The organism is Bacillus sp. FSL R10-2201 (assembly GCF_038008665.1).
In the GTDB taxonomy this organism is placed as follows: Bacteria; Bacillota; Bacilli; order Bacillales; family Bacillaceae_G; genus Bacillus_A; species Bacillus_A mycoides.
Genome location: NZ_JBBOZP010000001.1, coordinates 2348990 through 2368303, shown reverse-complemented (window position 1 = coordinate 2368303; position 19314 = coordinate 2348990). Strand labels below are relative to the sequence as shown.

At 31.7% G+C, this 19314-nt stretch carries 17 protein-coding genes; all 17 read right to left on the bottom strand.

Going from position 1 to position 19314, the window contains the following annotated elements; all coding sequences use genetic code 11:
• Positions 1-112: 112 nt before the first annotated feature.
• The 17 genes from NSQ69_RS12240 to NSQ69_RS12160 all read right to left on the bottom strand — a co-directional run bounded on the left by NSQ69_RS12240 (position 113) and on the right by NSQ69_RS12160 (position 19148).
• Positions 113-1195 (bottom strand): sensor histidine kinase, encoded by a 1083-nt coding sequence (locus NSQ69_RS12240; RefSeq protein ID WP_016101995.1) that lies wholly within the window; start codon positions 1193-1195, stop codon positions 113-115.
• Complete coding sequence (locus tag NSQ69_RS12235) at positions 1192-1878, bottom strand: response regulator transcription factor (protein WP_002085507.1); 687 nt, start codon at positions 1876-1878, stop codon at positions 1192-1194. The genes NSQ69_RS12240 and NSQ69_RS12235 overlap by 4 nt, the downstream gene beginning before the upstream one ends.
• A 347-nt stretch (positions 1879-2225) precedes the next feature.
• Entirely contained in the window at positions 2226-3392 is a 1167-nt protein-coding gene (locus NSQ69_RS12230; RefSeq protein WP_002127439.1) for a hypothetical protein, read from the bottom strand.
• A gap of 537 nt (positions 3393-3929) precedes the next feature.
• Complete coding sequence (locus tag NSQ69_RS12225) at positions 3930-5777, bottom strand: ABC transporter permease (protein ID WP_002168366.1); 1848 nt, start codon at positions 5775-5777, stop codon at positions 3930-3932.
• Between the two features lie 16 nt (positions 5778-5793).
• Positions 5794-6555 carry an ABC transporter ATP-binding protein gene (locus tag NSQ69_RS12220; protein WP_341099279.1) on the bottom strand — a complete coding sequence of 254 codons (762 nt, stop codon included), beginning with the start codon at positions 6553-6555 and terminating at the stop codon, positions 5794-5796.
• Positions 6556-7242: 687 nt separating this feature from the next.
• Positions 7243-7395: an ATP-binding cassette domain-containing protein gene (locus NSQ69_RS12215; protein ID WP_002017044.1), complete on the bottom strand. Its 153-nt coding sequence runs from the start codon at positions 7393-7395 to the stop codon at positions 7243-7245.
• A 1142-nt stretch (positions 7396-8537) separates the two neighbouring features.
• Positions 8538-9272, bottom strand: a complete 735-nt coding sequence (locus NSQ69_RS12210) for a lipoprotein BA_5634 family protein (protein WP_002127435.1) — start codon at positions 9270-9272, stop codon at positions 8538-8540.
• 32 nt (positions 9273-9304) lie between these two features.
• Complete coding sequence (locus tag NSQ69_RS12205; RefSeq protein WP_341099278.1) at positions 9305-11275, bottom strand: ABC transporter permease; 1971 nt, start codon at positions 11273-11275, stop codon at positions 9305-9307.
• Positions 11250-12020 (bottom strand): ABC transporter ATP-binding protein, encoded by a 771-nt coding sequence (locus tag NSQ69_RS12200; protein ID WP_002141793.1) that lies wholly within the window; start codon positions 12018-12020, stop codon positions 11250-11252. The genes NSQ69_RS12205 and NSQ69_RS12200 overlap by 26 nt, the downstream gene beginning before the upstream one ends.
• A gap of 143 nt (positions 12021-12163) precedes the next feature.
• On the bottom strand, positions 12164-13150 hold the full coding sequence (locus tag NSQ69_RS12195) for a sensor histidine kinase (protein ID WP_341099879.1): 987 nt from the start codon (positions 13148-13150) through the stop codon (positions 12164-12166).
• Positions 13150-13854, bottom strand: coding sequence for a response regulator transcription factor (locus NSQ69_RS12190; RefSeq protein ID WP_002085517.1), 705 nt, complete (start codon positions 13852-13854; stop codon positions 13150-13152). Before NSQ69_RS12190 ends, NSQ69_RS12195 begins: the two co-directional genes overlap by 1 nt.
• A gap of 490 nt (positions 13855-14344) precedes the next feature.
• Positions 14345-15004, bottom strand: a complete 660-nt coding sequence (locus NSQ69_RS12185) for a CatB-related O-acetyltransferase (RefSeq protein ID WP_002185858.1) — start codon at positions 15002-15004, stop codon at positions 14345-14347.
• Between the two features lie 758 nt (positions 15005-15762).
• Positions 15763-15912, bottom strand: coding sequence for a hypothetical protein (locus NSQ69_RS12180; RefSeq protein ID WP_002069316.1), 150 nt, complete (start codon positions 15910-15912; stop codon positions 15763-15765).
• Positions 15913-16271: 359 nt separating this feature from the next.
• On the bottom strand, positions 16272-17741 hold the full coding sequence (locus NSQ69_RS12175; protein WP_002127427.1) for an aminoacyl-histidine dipeptidase: 1470 nt from the start codon (positions 17739-17741) through the stop codon (positions 16272-16274).
• A 176-nt stretch (positions 17742-17917) separates the two neighbouring features.
• On the bottom strand, positions 17918-18094 hold the full coding sequence (gene spoIISB / locus NSQ69_RS12170) for a stage II sporulation protein SB (RefSeq protein WP_341099275.1): 177 nt from the start codon (positions 18092-18094) through the stop codon (positions 17918-17920).
• A 75-nt stretch (positions 18095-18169) separates the two neighbouring features.
• Positions 18170-18295, bottom strand: coding sequence for a hypothetical protein (locus NSQ69_RS12165; RefSeq protein ID WP_000588712.1), 126 nt, complete (start codon positions 18293-18295; stop codon positions 18170-18172).
• A gap of 112 nt (positions 18296-18407) precedes the next feature.
• Entirely contained in the window at positions 18408-19148 is a 741-nt protein-coding gene (locus NSQ69_RS12160; protein WP_002032139.1) for a type II toxin-antitoxin system SpoIISA family toxin, read from the bottom strand.
• Between the last annotated feature and the right edge of the window lie 166 nt (positions 19149-19314).

Below are 19314 nucleotides of genomic sequence, written 5' to 3'. Positions count from 1 at the left end.
ATTAACTTATCAGTATCATGTCTACTATGAATGGCCTACTTGAATTATTAACTTAAGAAGTTTCTTAAGTTTTAAAAAAAAGCTTATGGAACCTTTCATTCCATAAGCCATTCTATTTAATTGGATGTTCAACAATAAAGGACATCCAGCCTACTTTATATTCTGCATGTATATTACCATTATGAAGTTCAACAATTCTTTTTGAGATAGCGAGTCCCAGCCCATTTCCTTGATCATCTTTTCTTGCCTTATCACCCCTGAAAAACCTTTCAAATAATTTATTAGGATCGCTAACAGGCGGCTTCTCGACTTTATTTGATACTTTCAAAATTGCTTTGTTACCTATTAGTTCAAGACATATTGATAATTCGGATGGTTTCATGCTGTACTTTATCGCATTCATAAACAGATTTTCATAAACACGTACCATTTTTTCTACATCCATGAAAATAGGTATTGTTTCTTCCGTTATTGATTTTTGAACACTTAAACCTGCCTTTTCAAATATAGGAATATATTCTCCAACTATTTGCTCCAACAAGCCTGATAAATCAACTTCGTTAATGTTTAACTTAGCATCGATGTCTGATAAACGGGTGTACTCAAATAGTTCATCAATTAGATATTTCAATCTCTGTGATTTTAAATAAGTGGTTTCGAGATACTCCTGTAATTGTGCTTTACTGTCGTATTGCCCTCTTTTTAATAAATCTACATAGCCGATAATAGATGTCAACGGTGTGCGTAAGTCATGAGATACGTTGGTTATGAGTTCATTTTTTGTACGTTCCAATTGTCTTTCCTGTTCAAATGTATTCTCCAATTCCTTGGACATATAATTAATATTTTGAGCAAGATGAGTCAATTCATCCTTTCCCTCAATCCCAATTGTCAAACCCAGCTTTCCATTGGCAATATCATTAACACTATCAGAAATGAGCTTTAAATATATTATTTTCTTTCGAACCAATATCAAAAAAATGATTATAAAAGTAAAGATTGCTAACGCGAATATAAGAAATGTAAGCATATTATTTTCAAATGTACTAAGATCATCAAGATAGTGATTTAGATTTAATGGTATTATGACATATAGAAAAGTGAGGATTGTTAAACCAAACGAAACAAAAAAACTAACTGCAACAGCACCAAGAAGTTTTATAATTATCTTATTTCTAAAACTAACCTTCTTCATATTTTGTACCCAATTCCCCAAACAGTTTTAATATAAATTGGATGTTTAGAATCCTCTTCAATTTTGTCTCTTATTTTTGTAATATGCACCATGACAGTATTATCCGATTTATAAAAAGCATCTTTCCAAACTGCTTCATATATTTTTGCAACACTGAGAACAATTCCTTTGTTACGAGCAAGTAGTTTGAGTATATCGAACTCTTTTGGAGTTAGCCTTACTTCCGTTCCTCTTACCCATACTTGACGTGTATCTGTATTCACGGTTAAATCACCAATTTCTAAGATGCTTTTATTATTATCTGTATGCGTATTGTATTTTTTAAACCTTCTTAATTGGGATTTTACTCTAGCGATTAACTCCAACGGGTTAAACGGTTTTGATAAATAATCATCGGCACCAGACGCTAGCCCCTGAATTTTGTCTATATCCTCTGATTTTGCAGATAGCATGATAATAGGCATATTTCGTTCTTCCCTAATTTTCATACATGCTTCAATACCATCCATATTAGGCATCATAATATCCAAAATAATAAGATCGAACTTCTTTTCTTCTAACAATTTTAAAGCTTCAATAGCATCTTCTGCCTTTTGAGTTTTCAGACCTTCATTTTCCAAATAAACAGAGATAAGATTTCTAATCTCTTTATCATCATCAACAATAAGAATTTTTGACTCCATCATATTCCTCCACATTTTTCTCGTATTGAACAACTAAAGGCAAAAGCAGGTGGTACATTTCTATCCTCTCTTTAGTATATACTTGCAATTGAAAGCGCCAAAATAACATAATCGGTATAAAAGATAATGTATTAAATATTGTTCAAAATTTTCTTTAGATCCATTTACAATTAATAAGTTTTCTTCTTCATTAAATTTAGCTTTTAATAAAAAACAATTGTTTTGAGATTCCTTCTTTTAATTAAATTTTTTTGATTACACCGGTAGTGTATATAACTTATAAAATGAAAAAAGAATCCTCTTCAATACGCTCTTTAAAGGAAATTCTTTTTCAAATCTTATTTTCTTTACTCGTTACTTATTTTCACCAGTTTTTCTCCTTGTTCTAAAAGTGTTTCATAGTCATTGTTCTCTTTAATTTCTTTGATTTTATTTTCAATTGTGGGCGTATTATTTATATTAAAGTACGTATTTAATACTTCATATGGTGTCTTTCCTTGTTTGGTTGCACTATCTTCAATAGCTTCTTTCCATGGAATATTTGCTTTGTCCATGCTTAATTCAAGGGCTGAACCAGTCTCATATCTCATATTCCGCTCTAAAAACCTTGGAGATTCTGCCTGTCCATTAGCAACGAAGTTGAACGCCTCCATAAAAGTAACATGATATGGCTTCTGTTTCTTTGCAAGTACCATAAGATTTCCACCAGTTAACTTACTATAACGATACTCTAAGTATCGTGCTGAACCTTCTATTGCTTCAGTTTTTGTTTCTCCAATTAATTGAGGCCATTTTTTATAGCGATAGTTACGTACAATTGTCCAATCATATAATGCCTGATTAATACTTTCTGAGTTCGTATCAATCATTGCTTTATCTAATAGCTTAAATTCTAATCCCATTAGCGCGTAATTTTCTTTATTAATCGGATATTCGTGAATAGACTCTCCATCATTTGCATCATATGTCCAATCTTTTTGTTTATAAGCATGAAAAGCTTCATGTAATAAGAAAGACGAAAAATCAAAATATAAATCTGGATTACTAAACATTTTAGGATAATATTTCAAATAAAACACATCCATATCGTTAATATTTATTATCCCAAAGTTCCAAGGAATCCAGGTAGAAATAGTTCTAAAATCAAAACGAGTTAAGCGATAGATTTTAGGTAGATGCAGAGAATTTGAGACTTTTATTTCCTTTGCAAAAATACTATTTTCTAATCCCGGTACATTAACTGCATAAGCTTCTTGTCTAAAGAATCCCCCGTCTTTATTACTACGTATCAGAACCAATGGCATTTTTTCGAAGCGATAATCTTCATTCCAAAGTTTATCACTCGATTCTTCGAAGCTCTTATAAATAGTAGATAATTCTTTTAACATGTTTTGATCCGTGTTATCTAAAGACTTAAACTCTGTATGATATGTTTTATTTAAAATTATGCTTCCCAACATAATTCCTATAAATATTACTAATAAGATTAAAATTACCTTTAAAAATTTTTTCAACATACACTCCTTTTCTAAAACGATAATCCTTATGATGAATAAGGTTTACAAGTTTTATGTTTATTAACACTCTTTTGGTGCAGACCCAATTTTAAATAATAGCTATAATAAATACAATGAATACAAGATATTATTTTGATAATTATTCCATCCTATCAAAATTTTGATTATAGTTAACAATTAATATTGGATGATTATTCAATTTTATTGTAAGGGGATAGTGCAAGAGTTCCTACAAATGAGGTTAAAGTAGTACTCAATGTAGGAACGATGCTATCTTGCCTCTTCATTTCCCTTCATTATTAAGATATAGAAAGAATAGTATTTTTCTCTTTTAATTGCTCATACATAACTTCTTGTAAGTTATACATGAAATGCGACCCCTACTTGTATTTACTTTTCTTCTAACACTTTCTGCCGCTCATTGCTGCATATTTGTATCTCAAATTCACTTTCTATTTTGCTTACATAGTATTTTTTCACTTCATCATACGGGGGCCAATTATGTTGATACTTAGTATACATAACATTATTACATTAATTTTCTTTCGGAAGTACAATTCCTTTATACAATTGAACTGTAATCAAGTAGTAAATCGAGTAAATCACTACAAAAATAACAATTGGTAACCAAATACGAAAGTACGGATCAATTAAAAGAGGGCCAAACATGTTCATACCAACTAATATGTGAGCAATACCCACAATTGCTGGGACTAAAAATACGAAGAATAACTCCTTATAAATCGATTGTATTAATAACTCCCGGCGAACACCGATTTTACGAAGCATTTGATAACGTGTATTATCTTTGGATGCACCAGATAGAATTTTAAACATTAAGCAACTCGCCATCATTGCTAAGAACGCAATTCCAACGAAGAAACCCATAAACATTAGTCCGCTGGCAAAACCATGATTCATATTATATGTTTGATACTTACTATCCAGTTCTTCCGCTTTCACATTTTTATATTTCGCTACCTGTAATTCATCAAGTTTTTTCCATTCTTTTATGTATGATCCAAAATCATCTGTCTTCCCAATAAACACCGTATTTTCTGTACCTTTCATACTATCGTATATGTTTTGATCGACAATTTTCACTTTATGATCAGGATACATATATATTGGCTGGATTGTTTGGAAAGCGTCGCTCCATTGTTTTGGTTTCCCATCATCTTTACCCCATTGTCTTGACAATGCAAATGCATCCATGGGAATTTTCTCTGAAACTTTCAGCGTCTTCCCATTTTTTCTATCTTTTACTAAAGGACGATTTTTCTCTAAATCTTCTTTTATATAATAAACATACTTATCATCTACTTTGTAGCGATATTCAAGATTCTCTTGGAATAAGATACCACTCAAAATGTCCTTTTCTTCCGCTGTTGGATTATGAACTACCGAATCGTAAATTGTTCCTTTATCAGTCTGCTTTAGAACGTCGTTTTTAAATGCCAGACCACACGCAATTCCACCAGCGCCAAGAGCCACTAGAATTGCTACCGTTGCAAGCACATTTGTTAGGCCATTAATGCGGAAGTTTAATTGAGCAAAAGTAAAAGCATTAAGCCCTTTTTCACTACGTTTTTTATTACTCTTTAACTTTCTAATCATAACTGGGAGAAGTGATCCAAATAACATGTAAGTACTAACTGTTGCTGTGATTAATCCAAGAGCCATTAATTTAGGAACGGTTCCTAGATCTTTTTCATGTGGTATATAGATCAGTGATGCATAACCAATACCTAGCAAAATCAGACCAAGGAATGCAACTACAGCTGCCATTTTTCCTTTTACCGCGACATGCTCTGTTTGTGCATCTGCATGTACAAGTTGTAATACAGAAATACGTGATAATTTAATACTATTCATACTTGCTGATAGTACAAATAATGCAAAGAAGAAGATGCAAGTAACAACCATAGATGGAATGTACAAAGCTTTGTAACCTTCTCCAGTTAACTCCAATTGTTTCATTAATAACCGACCGATACCCTCTGCAAGTCCTACACCAACTACAATTCCGATTACAAGAGATGCGGCACCTAATACGATTGTTTCGATAAACATAAGTAAGGTAACTTTATGCTTTTTTGCTCCTAACATCATGTACATGCCAAACTCTTTTTGGCGAAGAGATAATAAGAAAGAGTTTGCATATAAAATATAAAAAAATGTTACAATTGCTAATAAAAAGGAACCAATGTGGAATATATATACAATAGGACCCACATGTGCATTAGATTCAAGGAACCCTTTATTTAGTGCTAGCGTTTGAAACATATAGAAAATTGAAATAGATACAATAAGACCAACAAGTAAGACAATATAATCTTGTAACTTACTTTTTAACCCTGACATGGAAAGTTTAAATAACATGCCCAAACCCCTTTTCTTACGCTTTTTGTGTGCCTAAATCTGCAAGTACGTCTAAAATTTCTTTATAGAACTCTTCACGTATACCACCGCGATGAATTTCTTTATATAGCTCACCATCTTGAATGAATAAAATACGCTGACAGTAACTTGCACTGTACGGATCATGTGTAACCATCATAATAGATACACCTTTCTCTTTATTTAAGCTTGTCATGGCATCAAGTAAACTCGTTGCATTTTTAGAATCAAGAGCTCCTGTTGGTTCGTCCCCTAAGATAATTGCCGGCTCATGCACAAGTGCACGTGCTGCTGCCGAACGCTGTTTCTGTCCACCAGATACTTCAGATGGATACTTTTGAAGTATTGCTGAAATTCCTAACATATCAGCTACCTTTTCTACTTTCGGCCCAATATTTCGTGATGGAACACCTTTAAGGGAGAGTGGAAGTGCAATGTTTTCATAAATAGATAAGTTCTCTAATAAGTTAAAATCTTGGAAAATGAACCCTAATTTTTGTGAACGGAAATCTGAAAGCTCACCTTGTTTCATTTTCGTAATATCCGTTCCTGCAATTTCAATAACACCACCTGTCGCTTTATCAAGTGTCGAAATTACATTTAATATTGTTGTTTTGCCAGAACCAGATGGCCCCATAATACCGACAAACTCCCCCTCTTGAATCGAGAATGAAACACCTTTTAATGCGTGTGATTGATTCTCACCTTTTTTACCGTACACTTTTTGAACGTTTTTCACGTCTACAACTGGTTTCGTCATATATATCCTCCTACGTTTGTATGATTGATAAGCTACTGTTTGAGTTATGTCTTTTTCGTTTCTACTTGCAATGCTTCATCTGTAAAAGTATTAAACTTGTCCACCACCAATACACATCCTTTTATTTTTCAAAATAATAAGTCCTTTCATACTTTTGTAATACATAAAAATAGGTATCAAACGGGATTCATTGTATTTAATTTGAATATCTATTTTTAGTAATACATGTAATAGACAATCTAAGTAATAAATATGTTCCCCTTTAAGATAAGAAAGCACTAGGTGTTTTGTTAAGAAAACACAATGAATTGCAAATAAAAACTATACAGAAATCTAACTCCTTATAGTAAATTGCACATAAAAAATCCCTTTTCGCCATCTCACAAAAAAAGAATCATTGCTGCATCCTTTATAAACTTTATAATGGCCGGCTCATGCACAAGTGCACATACTGCTGAACGCTGTTTTGTCCACCAGATACTTCAAATGGATACTTTTGAAGTATTGCTAAAATTCCTAACATATCAGCTACCTTTTCTACTTTCGGCCCAATATTTCGTGATGGAACACCTTTAAGGGAAAGTGGAAGTACAATGTTTTCGTAAATAGATAAATTCTCTAATAAATTAAAGTCTTAGAAAATGAATCCTAACTTTTACGTACGGAAATCTGAAAGCTCACCTTGCTTCATTTTCGTAATATCCGTTCCTCCAATTTTAATAACGCTGCTTTATCAAGTGTCGAAATTACATTTAATATTGTTGTTTTACCAGAACCAGATGGCCCCATAATTCTTACAAACTCGCCCTCTTGAATTGAGAATGATACAACTTTTAACACATGTGATTGATTCTCACCTTATTTACCGTACACTTTTTGAATGTTTTTTACATCTACAACTGGTTTTATCATATATATCCTCCTACGTTTGTTTTTTCATTATCCGTTTTACATTTCTTTAAAATAAACTGCTATTTAATTAATTTTGCATTTACCTTATGTAATAAAATGAACTTTTACATTAAAATCAGTTTCCTGGGTCTCCTCCATGTTAGAATATAAAATATTATTCAAATTATTTTAGTCCCATAAGCTAAAAACACCCTTGTACACTTAGAAATTTACGGTTTTAGAATGAAGAAACAATTTTGTGTAATCATTTGAATTATAAATAAAACATATTAAGAACTACTGATTATATTTCTTAATTTTTCTTAAGATAATCTATAAAAACCAAACCATAATGGGGAGATTATTTCATAATTGATTCTAGTACAAATAATAAAAAACAAAATTAGATATTGATTCCTATTGGAATCAACTCTAAAGCAGTTATTCCATGCCAATCACCTGATATGTAGATCGAGACATACATTCTGCTTTTTAAATTGCAATATAGAAGGTGTAATAAAAAAACATATTGCGGGAATAGAGGGAAATACGTAGTTTACAAAGGATATTTTCATTAAGTGAGCATATATGGCGCTCTCTAAAAGTATAAAATCTAATTCATAATAAAAGTAAGTCTATAACATATTTTTACACGTATCTCGCTTGTCCCCAAATTAAATCCGTATCCATTGAGCGTTTCGAATATCGTGTATTATAAATTTTTTTGATTGAGTATAAAATTTTGAATTCGTTCTATTTTGATATATTTAGATACTCTTTAAAATTTCGTTTTATATTCCGATGAACAATATTAAATAATATTATTTGTTATACCAACAGAAATATTAAACACCACATCCATGATCTGTTGGAAAAATTATTTGTGAGATACATCTTAACGATGTAATTCCGTATAAAGTAGTAAATCATAAAAAGTTATTTGCTAGAATAATTCTATTGCAAAATTTAAAATTAAGTAAAACGAATTTCATTTCAGCTCCAAGGTAAATAAGCACCTTCTATATTTTTCAATATTACAAAATATCAATAAATATAGAAGGTGCTGGTTCTATCCATATAGACGTAATTTTTTACTTTTCTGTAATATTTACAAAATTGACGGCTCTCTTGTCCTCAGTGCCTAAAGCCGTATTCACTTTATCTATTTCCTTTCTTAATTCGGGTGCTTTCCCTTGATTGACTAAATTAAGATTCCCAAAAGATTTATTAAAAGATAGAAATTGTCTTGTTTTTTCTTTCCCATTTATTTCTTTAAATAATGTATCATCTACAATTAATAGGATCACGTTGGATCCACCACGATATGGAGATAGCCATACATCCCCTTTATATTGAACATTCATTTTTTTCTCATCAAATGTTAGTTCTTTCAAGTCTTTATATTCTTTATTTGCAAATAAAATAATTTCATCTTTTTTTATTTTGTGTAAAGAATCCAGGGGAATTGAAGATGTGAGTCCACTATTATTATCTCTCTCACGTATAAGCCCTTTTTTATTCATTTTTTCAGCAGTTGTTTTACTTATAAATAGCACTTCACTATTATTAGAATCCCCAAAATCCGCTGGGAGCTTTATGTTGTGTTTTTTATTTTCTATGGTCCCTTTTTTTATTGCATATAAGTCTTTTGATATAGTTATATCTTTGTATAAATCTATTATAGAATTTCTAGTTTGTTCGTCTATCTCGCCAACCTCTATTGCAAGTCCATTTGCTGGAGAATCTTTTGCACCAAATAATGAACATGCTCCTAACATGGTAATAGAAATACCTGCTACTATTAATAATCTTAGTCTTTTTTTCAACCTATATTCTCCTTCTTTTAATTATTTTTGAATTAAAAAATCGTTTTATACATTTTTTTCAAGTATTGAGAACGAACAAAGTAAAAGTATATAATTTGCAAAACTAAGAAACAAATTAATACCATAACTGAACTACCCAAGACTGAAAAATTGGCTAACTTTTGTAAGGCCATAAAAGCAACCGTACTATGTGTAATCGCTATTGAAATTGGTAAAAAGAATAACAATGTAAGTTGACGTGACACAACTTTCTTTAATTCCGGTTTGCTTAAACCGACCTTTGCTATCATTTTATATTGCTGCTGATTTCGTTCTAAGTCTGTGTATAACCGGAAATATAAAAAGCTTGCGGCAAACGTAAAGAAAACAATGCCTATTAATACACTCATGATAGATGCAAGCCCAAACCCTTGCCTCATCTCTATCCATGTAAGAATTAAAGCCGAAAATGTATATTTTTCGCTGTCTACTATATGCTCATTTATACCTTTATTATCCTTCTGAAAAGCAGCTACAATATTTTCCGCAACTTTTTTTGTTTTCTCCCAATCTTTCACAATAAAACCATTAATAGTGTTTTCAAAATAGTAATTCTCTGGATCCGGTATCATTTGATTATATACAGCGTCTGGTACAATAATTATCGTTACTCTTGTATCTTGTAATTCTTTCGGAGTAAGTATTTTATTTACATGCATATCTTTTTTTATATCTCTATACAACAATTGAAAGTTATTTTGATTAGATTTTGTATTAGCAACTTTTCTTGAAGGTATGACAACACTATCATTTTCATCTTTTAAGCTTTCTTTTTCAAAACCAAATGCCTTAGCTAACTTATTATAATCACTTAATTTTATAACGGTTGATAATAAATTACTGTTATAGAGAGTATCTCGAATTTGTTTTATTGAATAAGTCACCTGTTTGAAATTAAACTCACCATCATGGAGTTCGCTTTCTATTTTTTTAAAATGTTCTTTTTCTAAATGGTTATTATTATAAGACTGATAAGAAAATGCAAAAGGACTTTCCGATTCAGCCATGGATGAGTTGCCTAATCCCATACAAGTCCCCACTGCAGTGAAGGCAACGGTAGAAATAATAGTGACCATAAAAAACATTTTTGCATTATCTTTTAATTGATACACTAAATCTGAGATGGTTAGTATGTTTGTTTTCTTAAAGAAAATATTTTCCCTTTTCTTTAATGCACGTAACACATACACACTGAGCTGGGTAAATAAGAAGTACGTTCCAAGTACAACAAAGCTCACCCCTGCCCCCATCATGAATAATACATAATTCGAACCCTTGTACTGAATTGCGTTAATACTATGGAAAACAGCCGTATATCCTAATCCCATACAAATAAGTGCGAATAAAGATAGCCAAAAGGATGCTTTTGGTTCAGGCTTTGGCTTTTCCTCTGCTTTTATTAATTCTACTAATTGCTCTACATTTACTAGTCGAGTAGTGAAAAGTGAAATAAATAAAAATAGTAAGAAGAAAGCTCCAAATGTTATTCCAATTGCTTTAAAGGGCATGTAAAATGGGAGTCCTTTATCAATTATTAACAGATTGTTGCTCATAATTAAGATAAACTTAGAGAACGCCATTCCAATTGTAATTCCTGTTAAAATAGAAGCGATACCAATTATTATATTTTCAATAAATACTAATTTATTCAACTGTGAACGTGACATCCCATGTAGCATTAGAATTCCAAAATCTTTTTTTCTTGTTTTTAAAAATGCACTTACAGAATATAGGATAAAGAAGAATGAGAAGAAAAATATTAACCCCTGCGATATCTGTAGTCCTGACTTTGCAACTGTATTGATTGTTACACTGGTAGCAAGATCGCCTTGTAAATTAGGATGAAATGCAAGTAATGCATAAGTAAAGAAAATCATAATAGCAAACGTACTACTTAAAAAATGAGCCAAATATGTTCGTTTACTTCGAATGACGTTATTAAACGCGAACTGTCGAAAAGTCATTTGCATTTCCTCCTAACAATGCTAAAACCTCTAGAATTTTTTGATAGAATACTTTGCGATTATCTCCACAATAAATCTCATTGTATAACTGTCCATCTTTGATAAACACAATTCGATCACAATAACTTGCAGCCATTGCATCATGTGTCACTAACATCATCGTTGTGCTATTTTCTTTATTAAGCCTTGTCAATAGTTCCATCACATCACGCGCTGATTTTGAATCCAGATTTCCTGTAGGTTCATCTGCAAGTAATAATTTTGGATTATGAATAGTAGCACGCGCGATTGCGGTTCTTTGTGCTTGTCCCCCAGAAATTTCATACGTACGTTTATCTAATATTTCAGTTATCCCAAGTTTTTCAGCAATAGCTTCCACTTTCCTTTCCATTTCTCTAGGATTTACACCATCAAGCGTAAGTGGAAGAACAATATTTTCTTTCACTGTCAATGTATTAAGGAGATTAAATGATTGAAAAACAAACCCTAATTCACGTCTCCGAAATAAAGACAACTGATCTGGAGATAACAGATATGGATTTTCTCCATGAATTACTACTTCTCCTGATGTTGGAGCATCTATAGTAGACACCATATTTAATAGCGTTGTTTTACCACTCCCAGATGGCCCCATAATTCCTACAAATTCACCTTTGTTTATTTTTAAATCAATATGGGATAATGCTGTATATGAAATTTTCCCAGGATAAACTTTCCCTAAATCTGAAACATGTAGTATCTCCACAAGTATTTCACCTTCCATTTCTCTTTTCGATACATGAAGTGTAACCTATATATAGTATGTCTCATATCGATTTCCCTAACATTTATCTAACAAGTTTGTAAGATTCAAAAGAAAAAACCGATGAAAAGTTTACCTTTCATCGGTTAACGAGATGCATACGGGAATATTATTCTAACTATTGTTCCCTTATCTACCTCAGATTCTAGCTCAATCTTATGATTTAATTTTCCACATACTTCTTTAACAAGATATAATCCCATGCCAGTAGACTCTTTAAATTTTCTACCGTTTTCTCCAGTATAAAATGGATGGAAAACACGTGGTAAATCCGCAGTAGGGATACCCACTCCATAATCTCTTACTTCCAAAATAATTGCTCGTCCTTTGGAATACGCCGATACTATTACTTTCTCTTTCTTACTTGATGAATATTTAATTGCATTTGACAGCACTTGATTGAGTATAAATCGAAACCACTTCTTATCTGTTTCTACAATAAGACTCGGATCTACTTTTACCTGTGGATACACATAACTACGTATAAACAGACGTTTATTTTCATGAATAACAGAATCAATCATTCCCAATAATTGCAATCTGTCTACATGAAAATCTTGTTCAAATGTTTCTAAACGAGCAACATATAAGACCATTTCTAATCCTTTTTTTATTCTTTCCGTTTCTTCATTAATACTGTCAAATCGAAAGTCATCTGCATCTTGTGTAATTAACTCAATAACAGAAAGAGGTGTTTTCATTTGATGAACCCACTGATTCATAAAGGTCATTTGTTCTTGTTGTTTTCGTTCCCATTTTTTTAATTGGTTTTGATAATATTGATATTGAGTTTGTAGTAATTTATCTAAGGCCATTGATAATGGAGTCAAATCACTATCTTTTATTGACTCATTTAACGTTTCCATTGGTGTTGATAGACGCTTGTAGAATGAACGATGACTATAATAACGATATATTAGATAACCCATTAATAAAAAAACACCCAAAAATACAGAATATAATGCTGTCAAAATATGTGGATAACCATCAAACCAATATATAAAAAGAATGATAAGCAATTGGGCAAATGTATAACAAATGAGTGGAATATGTTCTTGTAAAAATAATTTCATTATTCCTTTCCTTCCTTCTCCCAAGTAGCATGCAAACGATATCCAGCACCACGAACTGTCTCCAGTGCGTTTTCAATACCTAAATCTTGCAACTTCCTTCTAATTCTCCCTATATTTACACTCAATGTATTCTCGTCTATATATGAACTATCCCATAGTTGTTCCAAAATCACTTCACGTTTTACAAGAAGTGGAGACTTTGTTATCAATATTTCCAATAAAGTTGTTTCTTTTTTAGTAAGTATAATTGTCTTATCTTCTAGTTGAAGTTCCATTCTTTCTGGGAACAGGAATAGTCCTGATTGCTCAACTATTCGTTCTTTTACTTTAGGAGCATATTCACCGTATGCTCTTCTGAGTTGACTACGGATTTTAGACATTACAACTTCATAATAAAAAGGTTTCGTAATATAGTCATCACCACCATTTTCTAAAGCCATAACTTGATCCATCTCTCCACTCCTTGCAGATAGAAATACAATTGGACAAGTAGAAATAGCTCGTATTTGGCGACACCAATAATAACCGTCAAAATTGGGTAAATTTACATCTAATAGCACTAAATCTGGTTTAATCTTTTGAAATGTATCTAAAACATTTTCAAAATCCTCTATCATAACACTTTGGTATCCATATTTTTCAATATGCGTTCCCAGTAATTCAGCGATTTTTATATCATCTTCTACAATCATGATTGTATTCATATCTTTCTCTCCTCTAATGGCAGTGTGATTTTTAAAGTTCGTTTGGCTTTTTATATTTAATTTATTTAATAGAGTTGATATATTACATGCATCCTTAAATGCAATTAATATAAAACAAAGCATATATTTGTTGTTTTTTTCAAAAAATTTTAATACTTAGTGCGTTGATATAAGAAACCATAACACAATATTTTAATGACTTTTATCTTCGTGACTTTGGAATAATGTTTAATTTAACATAACTTGCTACTTCATTTCAATTTCACAAAAAATATATTGTAAGTGCTATATTAATCAGATATTAAAATTGCCAACTATTTTATACAGACTTTACTACTAGCGTTAGTTTATTGGATATTAAGAATTTCAATTATTAAATCCAACTATTTGCTAGACTCATACCAAATATGAATTCTTCTTCATCTAAACTATTAGTTTTTTTGTAGTAAAAAAACTACATCCCATATAGAATGTAGTTTTTCTAGCTGATTTATTTATTTTTCACTTCATTTTTATAAAAAGTAAATAATGGTTCAATGGCTGGACTAGATAAAAGAGGAATTGCCTTCTCAATCAATTCTCTATCCCAATCAAACCAACGCATTTCCATTAGCATATTAATTTCTGTATCAGTGAACCGTTTTTTTATTTCCTTAGCAGGATTACCGCCCACTATTGTATATGGCGGAACATCTTTACATACGACAGATCCTGCCGCAACGATTGCACCTTCACCGATTGTAACGCCAGGCATTATTGTAGCATTCATACCAATCCAGGCATCACTTTTAATGACTGTATCACCCTTCGGTTCATAAGATTGTCCGATTTGCTCAGCGAATGGATACACTGTAATCCATTCAGCGTGATGATTATGATTCCCACCCATTAGAATGACAACTCCACTTGCAATACAAACATAATTTCCAATAATGAGCTTATCAAGATGCCAACCCATCTGTTCAATTGGATTGAAAAGTGTTTGGGACTTAGCATCGCCCCATAAATACCTTACACAACCATCTTCAAAATTTTGATTTCCATAATACCCTGAATAATAGGAGTACTCTCCTACTTCAATGAGTGGATTTGTTACTATATCTTTTAAATACTTTGTTTCAGACCAATGATTAAATAATGGATGCTTCATAACTATATTCCTCGCTTCTAAGTATTGTAGATTTTTGCAATTTTCTTAGAAGCTTAATACGACAGCGACATTTTTAAACTTTTTCAAACGACGAATCATTATCTTCAAGCCTTTCAGTTATAATGAAAAATCATAACGTAATAAATTACACAAGTCAAATTAACCAAGTTATAATAAATCCGAGAATGCGGACAAGAAAACCATTTTATATTTTTTTGAAACTCTTTATTTTTTTATTTAAATTACGGTACATGAAATTCACATGACACTCGTGTAGTAATACTTTCTCCTTATCAAGAGGATATAATATTACAGCAGCACTTTTACATAGATGTAGCTTTTGAATAAAGTTTGATTAAATTAACTTAACTTAATAAACCTTGATAAAAGAGCGAATAGAAAAAGCGTGTTTTGAAAAAAAGATTGATCAAAATACGCTTTTTCTATATTCAATTGAATCATCCTTTTATAAAAAAGTTTGATGATTTTTGTGAACCTTACCAATTAAAGCGCCCGACTGTGGTAGATACATTATCCTCAATTACTTCTTGGGGTAGCGTCAGGAAAATGCGGACTTACAACGCTAAGGAAATGTCACTTATTAAAAAAGCCGATTCCCATCTCAAGGAATCGACTTTTTAGTTCATTAAGTAAGAGGTTTGAAAAAATAGCCTATATATATTTGAACGATGAATAACTTACCTATTTTCTTGTGTTTTTTTGCATTACATAAAGAAAATTCAGAAAAACATAACGTATTATTTATCTGTTTGTTTTTGCTTCTTTTTCAAATACTCCGCACGCAATTTTTCAAGTTGCTGCTTTTTATCAAATTTGGCAGGCGTCTGTTTTTCATGAAACTTTGCCACCGCTGCCTGACCTTTGTAATCCAATTGATATTTCCCCACTTTGTTCACCTACTTTTCTTGTCTTTAAAGAGAATCTATTCAACAAATATAATATACCTTATTTTACTGAAGTAAACCTTATTAGTCAAAGGAACTTAAAGTAAAAAGCTTGATAATAAGGGGAAAACCAACCTAAAAAGTCGCTTTCCTTAGGTAAGGGAAAGCGACTTTTTGTGTAGTCTTATTCAATTAAATGGCCCGATTGTTGAAGAAAGAGATACTCTGCAAAATAGATCTTTTTATCAAACTTTATTTTAAATCAACAATAGGTAAATTTCTTGGCCATTATTTTGCTTCACATAAAATTCTATACAAAAAAGCAACCTATAAATTTAGGCTGCTTTTTATTCCGTCTTTTATTACTTAGCTAATTCTTTCGTTCCCTGCATTACATCAACGAAAAATCCCCAGTTATTCACAACAGAAGAAATACTAATATGTTCATCTGGAGTGTGAACATTAAAGATATCTGGACCGAATGAAATAGCATCTAACTCAGGCATTTTTTGAACAAATACACTGCACTCAATTCCTGCATGTACTGCGAAGATTTCAGCATCTTTGCTGTATTTTTCTTGATGCACTTTTTCGAATAAATTACGGATAGGCGAATTAGGATTATATGGCCACTCTGGATATTCAGACTCTTTTTCAAATGTTGCCCCTACTAATTCCGCAATATACTTAATTTCATCTACAATATGTTGTTTTAAGCTACTTACAGAACTTCTCACTTCGCTTCGTAATTTAATCTCATCTTGCAGTGTTTGAATAACTCCTAAATTAGTTGAGCTTTCTACAAGACCTTTAATATCCATGCTCATACTTTGTATACCATTTGGAATTAAGAATAATGAAGAAATAAGCTGTTTTTGTGTTTCTTTAGAAAAGACTTTTCCCGCCTTTTCTTCTACTTTTGTAAGTGAAACATGAACATCCGGATCAACAGCACGTAGCTCTTCTTGTAACATACGTGTCCATGATTTTAGTTTTTCTTCTACTTGCTGTACATCTTCTGCACGTAATAAAATTGTAGCTACACTTTCACGCGGAATTGCATTTGTTTTTAAGCCGCCATGAACTTCACTCATATTAAACTGAATGTGAAGTGATAAATCACGTAAAACTCGTCCTAATACTTTATTCGCATTACCGCGTTGTTTATCAATTTCCAAACCAGAATGTCCACCTTTAAGTCCCCCAACATATAGTCGGTATGTGTCCATATCTACTGACGCTTCATCCCAAATCACTGAAATCGTTTCAACTGCTTTCGCACCACCTGCGCTACTCACTAGTAATTTATGATCTTCTTCAGAATCAATATTAATAAATATTTTTCCGTCAAAATGATTTGAATCAACAGCGAATGCACCGCCCATTGTCGTTTCTTCTTCAGTTGTAATAACAACTTCTAAAGCTGGATGCGGGATGTCTGTTGAATCTAATAATGCTAATGCATATGCAACGGCAATACCATTATCAGCACCTAAAGTAGTTTCGTTTGCATATAACATATCTCCAATAATTCTTAATTCAATTGGATCTTTCTCAAAATCATGAACTGTCGCTTGGTTTTTTTCACACACCATATCAGAGTGCCCCTGAATGATAATAGCTGGAACATTCTCATAACCAGAAGTAGCTTCTTTTTTTATAATGACATTTAACGCTTCGTCTTGAATAACTTCTAAATTACGTTCCTTTGCGAAACTCACTAAGTAATCACTAATTTCTTTTTCATTACCTGATCCTCTAGGAATCTTTGAAATTTCTGCAAAATGATAAAATACAGGGTGCTTTGTTAATTGTTCTAAAGTAGAATACATTTTTCAAGCTCCTCTCAAAATGACGAAATAATATGTAAGTCTTTTATCATTATACCATGATTCATTATTTTACCTTTCTTTTAACATTTTAAAAATTTGTTATTTTAATTAATAAGGCTTTTCATACTCTACTACTTATTAATCCACAAATAACGAAAAAAATAAAAGAAAATGCTCTATGCATTTTCTTTTATTTTTTTCACCTGTATATATTTCGAACTATTACTATTCATAAGATTTTCTAAACGATTTATATTTTCCGTTAATGCACCCTTCACAAGAGAGAAATCTGTATTTGCTTCTTCTTTTTTTTCTTTAAAAAACGAAGAATTTTGTACATTTATTTCAGCCATCTCTTCTCCCCCTTTTCAAAAAGATACCACCTTTTATTTATATTATATAGCAAATGCAGACAGAGTGTACACGTATCATTTTCTTTTTAATTCTTCTTCTAACTCTTCTACTTGCTGCAAAGTATCTCCTTTTATTAAAGAGAAATCTGTTGTATCTTCATTATCTTCTTTAAAAAAATCATTGTCATAATCTTTTATCACTACAATCACCTCTACGTGCTAGTGTAGGAATGATTGTCCAATTTTATACAAGCTTGTCTGAATTTGTTCTCCCTTTATGTATAGGTGAAAAGGACAGAAAAAGATTCTGTCCTTATTTACTAAAATAACTATGATGAATTGTTAAATTATATACATTTTCAAAATCTCGATCTTGAAGGTTATTTTTCTTCCCATCAATAACAATGAAAACATCACTAACTATTTTTGCTGGTATAATTCCGACATTTTCTACTTGCACCGCTTTCTGCTCATTCAATTGCTCGATGTGTTCTAATGGAACAATAATACTAAATTGAGAGCGGATACCACGAAAGTTTGTATTTAATTCCTTCACCGCTTCAAATACAACAATTTTCGCACCAATCTTTTCCCCATATGAATCTAAAAATGTGTTTAAGCTTTTTGTATATTCCTCTTCCGTATGCCATTCCATTGTCCCAAAGGCTGTTGGATTCACATTTTGAATAATTGTCGTATATATTTCTCCTCTTGCTTTTGAAGCAATTAATGACCTTTTAATTGATTGGACCGTCTTTCCAATATCGCTGAATTTTGCGCCCCATATTTCTGAAATATTTGGTGTCAAAATGAATGCAATATCAACGAAAATTACCATCGCAGTAAACATTAAAAGATTTTTCCAGAGGGTTAAATCTATTCCTTTTATCGTGAAATAAACTGTGACTGATGTTATGAACAAACCGTACCACGTTTTTCGAATTCGTTGTTTCTTCTCCTCGTACAACTCTTCATTTCTCCAATAAAAGAAAACAAGAACAATAAAGACGATTGCTAAAATAAATAAGCCAATTCGAATGTTAGAGATCGTCAATCACATCACCCTCCATTCCAAAACTACTCACGATACCATTACATGCACAAACAGCTCTCTTTATGACAAAAGACGTGGACAACCTTCTAAAGTTAGCACCATCGCATATACATTAGAAGCAGGCCACGTCTTTTATCCCGCATTAACGGGCAGTAAGACCCCCCAC

Excerpts from the sequence above, each read along its gene's own strand:
- NSQ69_RS12220 (WP_341099279.1), bottom strand. The coding sequence starts at position 6,555 with ATGACGAAACCAGTTGTAGACGTGAAAAACGTTCAAAAAGTGTACGGT.
- NSQ69_RS12235 (WP_002085507.1), bottom strand. The coding sequence starts at position 1,878 with ATGGAGTCAAAAATTCTTATTGTTGATGATGATAAAGAGATTAGAAAT.
- NSQ69_RS12175 (WP_002127427.1), bottom strand. The coding sequence starts at position 17,741 with ATGTATTCTACTTTAGAACAATTAACAAAGCACCCTGTATTTTATCAT.
- NSQ69_RS12190 (WP_002085517.1), bottom strand. The coding sequence starts at position 13,854 with ATGAATACAATCATGATTGTAGAAGATGATATAAAAATCGCTGAATTA.
- NSQ69_RS12185 (WP_002185858.1), bottom strand. The coding sequence starts at position 15,004 with ATGAAGCATCCATTATTTAATCATTGGTCTGAAACAAAGTATTTAAAA.
- NSQ69_RS12205 (WP_341099278.1), bottom strand. The coding sequence starts at position 11,275 with ATGACTTTTCGACAGTTCGCGTTTAATAACGTCATTCGAAGTAAACGA.
- NSQ69_RS12225 (WP_002168366.1), bottom strand. The coding sequence starts at position 5,777 with ATGTTATTTAAACTTTCCATGTCAGGGTTAAAAAGTAAGTTACAAGAT.
- NSQ69_RS12195 (WP_341099879.1), bottom strand. The coding sequence starts at position 13,150 with ATGAAATTATTTTTACAAGAACATATTCCACTCATTTGTTATACATTT.
- NSQ69_RS12240 (WP_016101995.1), bottom strand. The coding sequence starts at position 1,195 with ATGAAGAAGGTTAGTTTTAGAAATAAGATAATTATAAAACTTCTTGGT.
- spoIISB (WP_341099275.1), bottom strand. The coding sequence starts at position 18,094 with ATGGCTGAAATAAATGTACAAAATTCTTCGTTTTTTAAAGAAAAAAAA.